This is a genomic window from Pseudoalteromonas sp. TAB23 (assembly GCF_000498075.1).
Classification (GTDB): domain Bacteria; phylum Pseudomonadota; class Gammaproteobacteria; order Enterobacterales; family Alteromonadaceae; genus Pseudoalteromonas; species Pseudoalteromonas arctica.
This window is the reverse complement of the sequence record NZ_AUTP01000105.1, coordinates 1-11,939: the sequence shown is the minus strand read 5'-3', so window position 1 is coordinate 11,939 and position 11,939 is coordinate 1. Positions and strand designations below refer to the sequence as shown.

The window sequence follows — 11,939 nt, the reverse complement described above, 5'->3', positions numbered from 1 at the left end:
TTGGTGTAATTGGCGGGACTCTGCTTGCCCTACCACTGGCTATAGAGCTCCTTAAAAAAAACTTTAAAAAGAAAAAATAAAGTTAGATTTTGTTCAACCCAATAAAAACGCCGCATTAGTTAACTAAACTAATGCGGCGTTTTGTTTTTATACTTTAAGAATTAAAGATTAAAGCGTTTCTTTAAATAATTTATGAATACGGCGGTATTCGTCTAACCAACTTGAAGGCTGTACAAAACCATGTGGTTCAACAGGGAATATAGCTGTTTCAAAGTTTTGTTTTTCAAGCTCTATTAAGCGCTGTACTAAACGCACTGAGTCTTGGAAAAACACGTTATCGTCAACCATGGGTGCGTTAATTAATAAACGTTTGTTTAAACCCTCAGCGTAATAAATTGGCGAGCTGCGCTCATATGCAATCGGGTCAACATCAGGATGGTTTAATATATTAGCCGTATAACCTGTGTTGTAATGTGCCCAGTCGGTAACAGGTCGTAGTGCCGCACCTGATTGAAATAACTCAGGCGCGGTAAACAATGCCATAAAGGTCATAAAGCCGCCGTATGAGCCACCATAAGTACCAACTGCTTTGGTATCAACGTTGGCATTTTGCGCCATCCATTTAACGCCATCGGCTAAATCTTGTGTTTCAGGTGTGCCCATTTGACGATAAATCGCGGTGCGCCAATCACGGCCGTAACCTTTAGATGCGCGGTAATCCATATCCATTACTATGTAACCTTCATCAGCGAGCAATGAATGGAACATAAATTCACGAAAATAAACCGAAAACCCCATATGTGAGTTTTGTAAGTAACCCGCGCCGTGATTAAAAATAACCGCTTTGCGGTTTTTACCTACTTCACCTTCTACGTAATCAGCTGGGTAGTACACTTTTGCGTATATTGGTTGATCAGTATGGCTCGATGGCACAGCAACAATTTTAGGTGCAGTTAGCTTTTTAGCTAAAAACTCATCCGACACAGTATGCGTTAATCGCGTTGCTTTCGTATTGGCTTTAGCGTCAGCTACATAAAGCTCATTAGGCATGGTAATTGTAGAGTGCTTAAGGAGTAACTTAGTTTCATCTGGGCTTAACGTGTAATCAGTCATGCCATTTAAGTCAGTAACTTGCTCGCTATTACCTGTTTGTGGGTTAACACGGTAAATTTCGTACAGACCTGGGTGCTCAACATTCGCTTTGTAATAAATTGCGCTGTCATCGCTGGCAAGCGTTAAGTTAGAAACCTCAAATTGGCCTTGTGTTAGCGCGGTTGCTTTGCCGTTAATTGGTTTTTTATAAAGCTGGCTGTAACCCGACTCTTCCGATAGGTAATAAAGCGTGTTTGAGTTATGTAACCAACCAAAGTCGTTAAACGCGTAAGCAATCCATGCATCGTCATGCAGGCGATGTTGCGACACAAGTTTGTTGCTTTCAAAATCAACGTTCGCAAGCCAGCGGTCTTTGTTGTCCCACGCTTCTAGCATGACAGCCACTTGCGAGCCGTCATCGTTCCATACTATTGGGCTTTGCTCAAAACCCCAGTCCATAATAAGGTTAATGCCACGAGGCACCTTTTTAGACTTATATGTTTTACCATCACGTGCATAATTTTCTTTTTTAACTGCGGCTAAAACATCTTCGTCAAAGCCCGGTAAGGTATTAAAGCTAAGTGATGTTTGCTCTTTGTTAGTTAAATTGATGTACACAAGCTTTGAGGTTTCTTCTTTAGCGTCGGCTACACGGCGGCGTGCTTTTTTAGGCTCAATGGTTGCATCATCAGTGATGTAGTTAGGCATAATATCGCCATCACCACGCCAATCTGTTTGCTTTTGTACAACGACTAACAGTGCATCACCATTTGGCGAAAGCTGCGCTTCTGCAACTTTATTACCATCACCTAAGTAGTAAGCCGTGTTAGCAATTGAATCGTTTTGTTCATTAATTTGCTCATTACGTGCTTGCTTATCTTTTTTGTTTTTTTGTTGAAGCGCCACAAACTTAATCAATTTATGCTGCTCTTTAGCAATATACGTGCTTGGCTCTTCAATCCCTTTTGGCTCATCAGCAAGTTTTAAGTTAGCAAGCTCGCTCGTTAAGCCTGTTTTTAAATCAACTTTAAAAAACACATTGCCTTGGCGGTAAACTAAATCGCCATTATTTAAAAATTGTGGTTTAGATTCGCTTGCTGATGTCGCTGTAATTTGTTTAAGTTCACCGGTTTTTAGGTTTTTAACAAACACATTGCCTTTAAACGTGTAGGCCGCCATTGTTTTATTTTTTGAATAAACAGCTTTATTTGAACCCACAGTATGAAGTTTATTAAGTGCAATTTGCTCTGCTGTTTGGCTAGTAACAGATTGGCTAAATAAATCGCGTAGTGTATTACCTTGCTCTTTTTGAGCATAAATAATAGTAGCCGAATCGCTTGCCCAATAAGCGCTCTCTGGCTGATTGCCCATCCAATCCGGATCGGCCATTGCTTGTTCTAGCGTTATTTTTTGTGAGCCGATATCTGCTGGCGTGTTTACAACCGCAGCAACCGATGTTGCTGGTAAAGCACTTTGCTGTGTTGATGAGGTGTTAGCGGTCGCGCTACAACCTGCAAGCATGACACTTGAGGCAACAGCTAAGGCCACTAACGTTTTAGATGAAGAAAAATTAAAAATCATAGTGCTTCTATACGGTTATTATAATTAAGCCGTATTTAAGCAGAAGCACTCAAGTTATTGCAATTTTTTAAGATAAATAGCCATTAAACAGGGTAAAGCTCAGTTTACTAGCGCATCCTCTGTTAATAGGCGTTATTCAACGATTAAATCAAGCCACACCAGTCGATGATCGCTCGATGCGTTTCTGTCTTTAATTAAACGATATTCATTACTCGTTTTAGTAGGCCAAAACACACCACCGTCTTTAATTTTTAAGCCGTAGTTTGACGGTAGTACGTAATCAACACGTGCTTGCCAATTAGCACTGTAATTTCGTGCATAAGGCACAGCATACTGCTCTTTAGCACCCTCACTTTTTGGAACAAAGTGAGCGTTTATCAATGGATTTTTAAGCAGTTGATCGGTGGTATTTGTGCGGGCTTTATCGCCCTCTGGTGCGGCGTTTAAATCACCTAAAATAACAAACCGAGAGTAAGTTTTTAAACCGCCTTTTTCGCCTTTATCATCGTAAATATACTTAGCGTTTGAAACGTAATCGGCAATTAACCTTACTTCATCGTGGTTACGTTTGCCGTTTCTATCCTCTTCGCCGTCAAATACAGGGGGTGTTGGGTGAGATGCAATAACATGAATGGTTTTATCATTTACGTTAATAGGTAAATCCCAAAAAGATTTAGAGCTAAGTCTAAGTGCTTGCCATTCTTGTGCGTTATACCAGTTTTCGCCTGTTTTAGGCATTACGGGCATTTGTGCATTTGGCATGTCTTTATATTTAAAGGTTTGAAGGGTTCTTACTTTATCAAAATCGATTGGGTATTTTGACAAAATAGCCATACCGTAATGCCCTTCAAAAAAGCCAAAACCTTGTGCATCGCCCATCACGCCATTTTTCTTGCCGTCGTTATCTAAATCAAACTCGGTAGCTAGGCCTGTATTTACCGGGGCAATATAAGAGTAAGGGTAATTAATAGCGGCTTGTTTTTGCTGACCTACATTTAAATAATGCTTATTAAAGTATTCAATTCCCTGCTCTTTTGGGATGTAATCAAATTCGTTAAGTAAAATAATGTCAGGGCGAACACGTTGAATAATTTCCGCTATATTCTTAATTTGCTGGTGGTTTGCTTTAAGTGCATTAACTAAAGCATCACTTTTAACTTGCTCACCTTTAGGTGTGTGATTTGTTGCATCCATACTTACATTAAAAGTAGCAACACGAAGAGAGTCTGATGCAAATGCACTGTTACTAAAAAAAGGACTAAAAGAAGCGGCAACAAGTAGTGCGCTATAAATTGCTTTAAGTTTCATTAAATAATTTCACTGTAAAATTTTAGACCCAATCATTATTTCACAATCTAGGTAACCTTGCGCCTTTTTTAAATACAAAAAAATGCCGAGCAAGCTCGGCATTTAATAAAACGGTTAGCCATTTAATGAAGGATTAAATTTGCCGCCGCTTTTAAAATACCAGGGTAGTCTTGCTCAGGTAAATATTCAGTAAGCTCACCTAATTTATCTGCTAGGTCGTTCATGCTAGTGGCCGATACGTTTATATGGCCCATTTTACGACCTGGTTTTGCAGTTTTACCGTACCAATGGCTAGTCACATCTGCGTATTTTAGTACGTCAGCTGGAATATTAGGTTGTCCTAGTACGTTTATCATCGCGGTAATGTGTTTAAGCTCTGTATTACCAAGCGGTAAACCTGCAACAGCACGCATGTGGTTTTCAAACTGTGAGCAATGGCAGCCTTGTTGCGTCCAGTGGCCTGAGTTATGTACGCGCGGTGCAATTTCGTTAACGAGTAACGTGCCATGTACATCAAAAAACTCAATAGCTAACACGCCAACGTAGTTAAGCTCATTTGCTATTTTTGTAAATGCATCGTTTGCTTGCGCTTCAACGCTATGATTATTTTTACCGGCAATAGAAAGCGTTAATACACCATTGGTGTGCTCGTTTTCTGTTAGCGGATAAATAGCAACATTACCGTGTTTATCGCGCGCACCAATAATAGATACTTCACGATCAAACGGGATCATTTTTTCAGCAATAATTGTATGTGGCGCAAGCTCAGTGCCCGATGCAATAAAATCAGACATTTGTGACCAAATTTCGTCTATTTGACTATCCGATTTTAAACGCCATTGGCCTTTTCCATCGTAACCCGCTTGGCATGTTTTAATAACAAGTGGCTTACCTAGAGTTTTAACGGCAAGTTCAAGGTGCGCTTTTTCAGTAATTAATTGATACGGCGCACAAGTTACGTTTGTTTTATCAAGCAATGCTTTTTCAAGCGAGCGATCGCCACCGGTTTTAATAGCGGCTTTCCCAGGGTAGAACTTATTGCTGTTACAGCAAAGTGTTAGTACGTCATCAGGAATGTGCTCAAACTCTGCAGTAATTGCATCAGCGTTTAATATTGCTTGCTCAAGTGACGTGCTATAAACCTCACCAGTTAGCGGATGCTTAATTTGCTTGCTGCCTACATCGTACGCAACAACGTTTAAATTAAGCGGCGCGCCTGCAAGGCTCATCATACGTGCAAGTTGCCCTGCACCTAATATTAAAATATTCATTATTACTCTGCAGGGTTTGGATTAGCTAATATAGTGTCGGTTTGAGCTTTACGAAACGCTTCAATTTTTGCAAAAATTTCTGGATTTTGACACCCTAAAATTTGTGCGGCTAGTAAACCTGCGTTTGCTGCGCCCGGCTCACCAATTGCAAGTGTGCCCACTGCAACGCCTTTAGGCATTTGGCAAATAGATAAAAGTGAATCAACACCATTTAATGCTTTTGATTTTACAGGCACGCCCAGTACAGGAAGCGACGTAAAAGCAGCAGCCATACCTGGTAAATGAGCCGCGCCGCCAGCGCCAGCAATAATAACTTTAATACCGCGTTCTGCGGCTGAACTTGCGTAATCAGCAAGTAATTGAGGAGTGCGGTGTGCAGACACGACTTTAGTTTCGTACTTAATGCCAAAATGCTCAAGCATAAGTGCTGCATGTTCCATGGTTGGCCAATCTGATTTAGAACCCATAATAATGCCAACAGTCATAAATACTCCTCAGTAATGTATTTTTAAAATAGCGGACTTATGTCCTGTTTAAGCCGGGTATTATACCCAAAGCCATATTAATTGCGACTAATACAAAGCCACAAAAACAAAAAAAGCCATGTTTAAACATGGCTTTTTAGGGTTAACGGGTAAATAGCTAATTAAGCTTCTTTACTCGCTAGGTATTCTGCGTAGTTGCCTCTAAAGTCAATGATTTTACCATCTTTAACTTCCCAAATTCGGGTAGCTACCGATGATACAAATTGACGATCGTGCGATACAAACATTAATGTACCTTCGTAGGCTTCAAGTGCTAAGTTAAGCGCTTCAATAGATTCCATATCCATGTGGTTTGTTGGCTCATCCATTAGCAATATGTTTGGTTTATGCATCATAATTTTACCAAACAGCATGCGGCCTTGCTCACCACCTGAAATTACTTTAACTGACTTTTTAATATCGTTTTGAGAGAACAGCATACGGCCTAAGAAGCTACGAACCACTTGCTCGTCGTCGCCTTCTTGTTGCCATTGCTCCATCCACTGAAACAAGTTCATGTCGGTTGCAAACTCATCTGCGTGATCTTGCGCGTAGTAACCAATATTTGCATTTTCTGAGAACTTAAACTCACCGGCTTTAGGTGCTAAGCGCCCTGCCAATGTATTAAGTAATGTTGTTTTACCAACACCGTTTTCACCAATAATAGCAATACGTTCGCCAACTTCTACTAAACCTTCAAGTCCAGAAAACAACGTGTTGTCGTCAAAACCTTGCGTTAAGTTATTCATTTCAAGCGCGTTTCTGAATAACTGCTTTTCTTGGTCGAAACGAATAAACGGTGTTTGACGTGAAGACGCTTTAACTTCGTCTAACTGAATTTTGTCGATACGTTTAGCGCGCGATGTTGCTTGCTTAGCTTTAGATGCGTTAGCAGAGAAACGTGATACAAACTGTTGAAGTTCAGCAATTTGGTTTTTCTTCTTCGCGTTTTCGCTAAGTAGCTGCTCACGTGCTTGCGTTGCTGCAAACATGTATTCGTCGTAGTTACCTGAGTAAATACGTAGCTCACCGTAGTCAATATCGGCCATGTGAGTACACACAGAGTTTAAAAAGTGACGGTCATGCGAGATGATTATCATGGTACAGTCGCGTTGGTTTAACACGTCTTCTAACCACTTGATGGTGTAAATATCCAAGTTATTGGTAGGCTCATCAAGTAGCATTATATCTGGGTCTGAAAACAACACCTGTGCAAGTAGCACTCGTAGTTTAAAACCAGGTGCAATTTCTGACATTGGGCCAAAGTGTTGGTCTGTGCCAATACCTACGCCTAATAGAAGCTCGCCTGCTTTAGATTCAGCAGAGTAACCATCCATTTCAGCAAACTCAGTTTCAAGATCGGCTACTTTCATACCGTCGTCTTCACTCATTTCTGGTAAAGAGTAAATACGGTCGCGTTCTTGTTTTATTTTCCACAGCTCTTTGTGACCCATGATCACAGTATCAATTACTGAGTATTCTTCGTAGGCAAACTGGTCTTGGTTTAGTTTAGCAACACGTTCATTTGGATCAGTACTTACATTACCTGAAGACGCTTCGAGCTCACCACTTAGAATCTTCATAAATGTTGATTTACCACAACCATTTGCACCGATTAAACCGTAACGGTTTCCGTCGCCAAATTTTGCTGAGATATTTTCAAATAATGGTTTAGCACCAAATTGCATGGTGACATTAGCTGTACTAATAATAGCGCTACCCTCCAAAGGAGTAATGATGTATTTAAATTGCGCGCAGTTTAAACCAAAATGGCCTGTTTTTCTATGAAAGTTTAAAGGCAAACTAACGCGTTTTAGCCATTTATTAGCACTGTATAGTGGGTAAATCAAATAACAGATTAAATTAAATGGTTTTGTAAATTTTTATTCAGCTTACACAAGTAAAAATTCATCAATATATTCACTTTAATACGTCTAGGGAGTTTAGAATTACAAAAATGAATTAGAGTAAAAACACTTTTAACGTGTTTGTGTGTTTACTTAACTCATTTTTGTACACGCAGTAACAATAAAAAGTTATATTTATGAAAATAAAGCACTTTTAGAGCTTTTGCACTAGTCGCTATTTTTTAACCAAGATGAAATTAATTCAAATTAGAATTTTTACACACCACCTATTACCAATCCTTTTTACCTACAAAACAACTAAAAAAACAAACCTCAGCAACACCTGAAAAACAAAATTAACCTCAAGTGAATGTCAATTAAGTTTGCCGTTCAATTTTGTTGATTTTTTTTCACTTTTTAGCCGTTTATTGCTTTGTTAATCTTCGAACCTGAATTTTTACCTACGTAAAAACACTGAAATTTACACAGGGCAACACACAAGATGAGCAAAAAATTAGCGACACTGATTAGCGCAAGTATTGTATTAGCACCCGCTGTTTCAGCGGTAGAGTTATACAAAGATGATAAAAACACTCTAAAAGTAGGTGGATATCTTGATGTGCGTGTAATTAACACACAAAACGAAACCGAAGTTGTTAACGGTACTTCGCGCATTAATTTTGGCTTTACCCGAAAGCTCAAGAAAGATTGGACTGCCCTTGCACTCGTAGAATGGGGTGTAAACCCTGTAGGCAGTAGCGATATAATTTATAACAATCGTTTTGAGTCAATTCAGGACGAGTTTTTGTATAACCGTTTAGGTTACGCAGGCCTTTCACACGAAAAGTATGGTCAACTTACCATTGGTAAACAATGGGGTGCATGGTACGACGTAGTTTATGGCACAAATAATAGCTTTGTATGGGATGGTAATGCAGCTGGCGTTTACACCTATAACAAAGACGATGGCGCTGTAAATGGCACTGGCCGTGGTGATAAGTTAGTGCAGTACCGCAATAGCTATAACGATTTTAGTTTTGCAGTACAAGCGCAGCTTAAAAACAGCGAATTTTATACCTGTGACGTAAGCGATATTTCAGAAGAAGAATGCGAAACGCTATGGAACTCTGGCGATAGTGCAGCCCAAGAAGTTGAATTTAACTACACATTTGGTGCATCTGTAACATATACCCCTACAGATATGCTCACGCTTACAGCGGGCATTAACCGTGGCGAGTTTGATTTAACGTTTGGCGATGGTTCTACTCGCAATGTTGAAGATTTAATTTACGGTGCAGGCATTATGTGGGGCAACATTGATAAGCCAGGCCTTTACGTTGCTGCCAACATAAATAAAAACAAAAACCACGACACAGATAATATTGGTCGCTTAATTAAAGACGCAATAGGTATAGAAACATTTGCATCTTACCGCTTTGATAACGATTTTCGCCCTTTTATTGCCTACAACGTGTTTGATGCCGGTGATGACTACGTAATTCAGCCAAACTTTAACGCCGATCCAGACGATGTATTTAAGCGTCAGTTTGCTGTTATTGGCCTTCACTACTTAATTGACGAAGACACTATTGCCTACGTAGAAGCGCGTAAAGACTTTAGCGACTTTGAAAGTGATAACGACGATCAACAAGCACAAATGGAGCAGTCGGAAGATGACGGTATAGCATTTGGTTTTAGATATAAGTTCTAAATATAAGCTCTAAATATAAGTTTAAAAACGACTACAACTTCCCTAAGCACAACCCTTTTAGCCCTTTTAACTTTTTTAACTGGGCTTTTTTTATTCCGCCATACTTTTTTCAATACTCAATACTCAATTCTGCATTTAAGGCTATTTCAACAAATGCATTAACAGCCGCATTGGTATCTGCTTTTTTAATTTGTAATAGCACCGGGATTTGCGTGAGTACGTCGCTCAGTTTTATAAAATGGCACCCTTCACTATATAATTTACGTACGCAATAAGGCGCAATTGCCACACCAAAGCCAGCAGCCACTTCGGTCACTAATGTTTGCATTGCAAAATGGTTTCATCAAAAAGACCAAGTGCTTCCTCTCTATTAAAAATAATAAATGGCTCATTTTTTAGTTTAGCTAAATCAATATTTTTATAATTTGCCAGCGCATGATTTTGATCAACGATGGCCTCCAATGAATCTACATAAATAGTATGACTTACAAATTCATCATTAATTGAATCAGGTCAAGGCCGTGAAAAACCCACATAAATTAAATCGTTTTTAAACGCATGTATTTGCTCAGTTGCAGTCATTTCAAACAATGTAACGTGCACGCTTGGGTATTGCTGTTTATATTCTCGAACCAGTGCTGCCATAAAGGTTAAACATGCCGAGCTTAAGTGCGCCTTTAAACCATATGACGGTAGAGCTCGGCTATGTGAAAGTACGCGGCCGTAACTTATCGTACTTTACGATGGCTGTATTCTCGGGTCAGTTTTTTACCTCATTTATGCAGTACATACCTGGTGGTGAAAAAAACGTATTTATAATTTGTAGCGTTTCAGCATTTATAATTGCACTGGTATTGTTTTTTAAACCGATCAAAGCAAAGTAGTAGTAACTTAAAAAAGAGCATTTTTATAAATACTCTTTTTTACCTAAACCTCCCCCTTTATTATTTGCACTACCTCCCTGATTACTTTTTTCTAATTTGACTCTATTGCTAAGTTTAGCTTTATAATAAAACTTAGTATGATGTGTTCTTTCACTATAAAGCCACCAGCTAATTTATATTAATTGCATTAAGAGTGTAAAAAGGTGGTGAAACTATATTGAAATTAAAAAGTACTTACACTGTTTATTGCTGATCACAAAGGCGTAAGGCTGATTAAAAGCAGTAACAAATAGGTGTGATATATGCTCATAGGTACTGACTGCATTCTAACTCAATAGCTACGTACTGTATATAAACACAGTACGTGTATTTGCTGTCAAAAATAATTTAAACCAACTTCCCTTTGTAAGTCGTTAATAATATTGAACTAAGTAAAGTGCTATGAAGCTGATTCGTTATCATAAATAGATAAAACAGCGGTAACTGTATATGCATACAGTTACCGCTAAAACCTATCTAACCTACTTTTTAATAAACGCACTATAACCAGCTAATGCCTTTGATACACTAAGTGGTGGATTATCTGAATGCTCAGCACCTTCGTTTATAGCGCTTTGCCACACAAGGTTATTATTAGGGTTTGCTGTTAAAGCAGACTCTAAATTATCAAACGCTTTTAACATTAACGGATGCTCTGCCCCACCCACCGAAAGATATAAATAAGTAGGCGCCTTAACTTTGTTAGCTTGAGTAGTTAAAAACGCTTCTACATTATTAACCACTGTCATGTCGTCATACCAAGCCGCTGGGCTAAATGCAAAGTAGCCATTAAACAGTTCAGGCCTTGTATGCAGTGTATAAAGTACAAAGCTACCACCTGCCGAAAAACCACTTAATACACGATTATTACTAAGCTTATATTTTGCCGATAAATACGGGAATAACTCAGTTTCAATAAACGCTAAAAACTTGTCGGCTTCACCATTAGGCTCTATAAGTGTTTCGCCCTCTGGGCGCGCTTGTGTATTTACATCTTGGCGAGCATAAGGAGGCACTAAATCGCGATTACGTGTATCTGTAAAAAACAAATTAGGAATAGACACCAATATAGCCTTATCCCCTTTTTCGCTCTTAGCTTGTTTTGTAAGTGCTTTATCCCATGTATCTAAATTAAAGTTACCATCGGTTTTAATAATTAACGGATACGCTTTTTTAGGATTGTAATTAGCGGGTAATCTTATAAACACCTTGCGCGACTCATTAAGCACGCTTGAGTTAATTGTTACATCTGTATAGGCCGATACATAATGGTTGTAATAGCGTATGGCTAAAATACCGATAGCAAAAATTACTACGGCTAAACTTAAATTAATAAAATAGTGTTTTGTTATTTTTATTGCCATGCGGCATTCCTTTAAATGTTTAGGAGTTATTTAATCGAGCTTAACCCATTGTTTTATTTCAAGCGCGGTCATAATAAGCTCAACCGAAAACGCGGCTAAAATCATCCCCATCACACGCGTTAAAATAGACGCGCCGCCAGTACCAATAAGCTTAATTATTTTACCCGAAAGCAGCAACAGTATTAGTGTAATACCCAACACAGCAAGTGTAACAAGCGCTGTGCCTATTTGAGTGGTAATTGGGTGTATGTGGTTGTCGGTAAGTAGTATCACCGCCAAAATAGCGCCAGGGGTCGCAGTTGCTGGTATAGCTAGCGG

At 39.1% G+C, this 11,939-nt stretch carries 11 protein-coding genes; 2 read left to right on the top strand and 9 right to left on the bottom strand.

Annotated features, from left to right (window positions below; all coding sequences use genetic code 11):
* Nucleotides 1-168 precede the first annotated feature (168 nt).
* The 5 genes from L654_RS0102685 to L654_RS0102665 all read right to left on the bottom strand — a co-directional run bounded on the left by L654_RS0102685 (nt 169) and on the right by L654_RS0102665 (nt 7,488).
* The gene (locus L654_RS0102685) at nt 169-2,673 is read right to left on the bottom strand and encodes a prolyl oligopeptidase family serine peptidase (RefSeq protein WP_024607196.1); all 2,505 of its coding nucleotides are present in this window, start codon (nt 2,671-2,673) and stop codon (nt 169-171) included.
* 132 nt (nt 2,674-2,805) lie between these two features.
* Nucleotides 2,806-3,981 carry an endonuclease/exonuclease/phosphatase family protein gene (locus L654_RS0102680; protein WP_024607195.1) on the bottom strand — a complete coding sequence of 392 codons (1,176 nt, stop codon included), beginning with the start codon at nt 3,979-3,981 and terminating at the stop codon, nt 2,806-2,808.
* Nucleotides 3,982-4,103: 122 nt separating this feature from the next.
* Nucleotides 4,104-5,252, bottom strand: coding sequence for a 5-(carboxyamino)imidazole ribonucleotide synthase (locus L654_RS0102675; RefSeq protein ID WP_024607194.1), 1,149 nt, complete (start codon nt 5,250-5,252; stop codon nt 4,104-4,106).
* Between the two features lie 2 nt (nt 5,253-5,254).
* Nucleotides 5,255-5,737 carry a 5-(carboxyamino)imidazole ribonucleotide mutase gene (purE, locus tag L654_RS0102670; RefSeq protein ID WP_002962540.1) on the bottom strand — a complete coding sequence of 161 codons (483 nt, stop codon included), beginning with the start codon at nt 5,735-5,737 and terminating at the stop codon, nt 5,255-5,257.
* Between the two features lie 161 nt (nt 5,738-5,898).
* On the bottom strand, nt 5,899-7,488 hold the full coding sequence (locus L654_RS0102665; RefSeq protein ID WP_076915491.1) for an ABC-F family ATPase: 1,590 nt from the start codon (nt 7,486-7,488) through the stop codon (nt 5,899-5,901).
* 637 nt (nt 7,489-8,125) lie between these two features.
* On the opposite strand from L654_RS0102665, the gene L654_RS0102660 reads away from it, so the two are divergent.
* Nucleotides 8,126-9,334 carry a porin gene (locus L654_RS0102660; RefSeq protein ID WP_024589388.1) on the top strand — a complete coding sequence of 403 codons (1,209 nt, stop codon included), beginning with the start codon at nt 8,126-8,128 and terminating at the stop codon, nt 9,332-9,334.
* Nucleotides 9,335-9,443: 109 nt separating this feature from the next.
* Here the strand turns inward: L654_RS0102660 and L654_RS1000000128090 are convergent, their stop codons facing one another.
* Nucleotides 9,444-9,662, bottom strand: coding sequence for a hypothetical protein (locus L654_RS1000000128090; protein ID WP_024607193.1), 219 nt, complete (start codon nt 9,660-9,662; stop codon nt 9,444-9,446).
* A gap of 185 nt (nt 9,663-9,847) precedes the next feature.
* A complete protein-coding gene (locus L654_RS1000000128505) occupies nt 9,848-9,979 on the bottom strand; it encodes a hypothetical protein (RefSeq protein WP_263640614.1) in 132 nt (43 codons plus the stop codon).
* 11 nt (nt 9,980-9,990) lie between these two features.
* Between L654_RS1000000128505 and L654_RS0102650 the strand changes: the two genes are divergently transcribed.
* Nucleotides 9,991-10,218 carry a hypothetical protein gene (locus tag L654_RS0102650; protein ID WP_024607192.1) on the top strand — a complete coding sequence of 76 codons (228 nt, stop codon included), beginning with the start codon at nt 9,991-9,993 and terminating at the stop codon, nt 10,216-10,218.
* Between the two features lie 521 nt (nt 10,219-10,739).
* Here L654_RS0102650 and L654_RS0102645 read toward each other — a convergent pair.
* Entirely contained in the window at nt 10,740-11,621 is an 882-nt protein-coding gene (locus tag L654_RS0102645) for an alpha/beta hydrolase-fold protein (RefSeq protein WP_024607191.1), read from the bottom strand.
* Nucleotides 11,622-11,651: 30 nt separating this feature from the next.
* The coding region (locus L654_RS0102640; RefSeq protein WP_024607190.1) for a MarC family protein at nt 11,652-11,939 on the bottom strand (288 nt) is incomplete at its 5' end.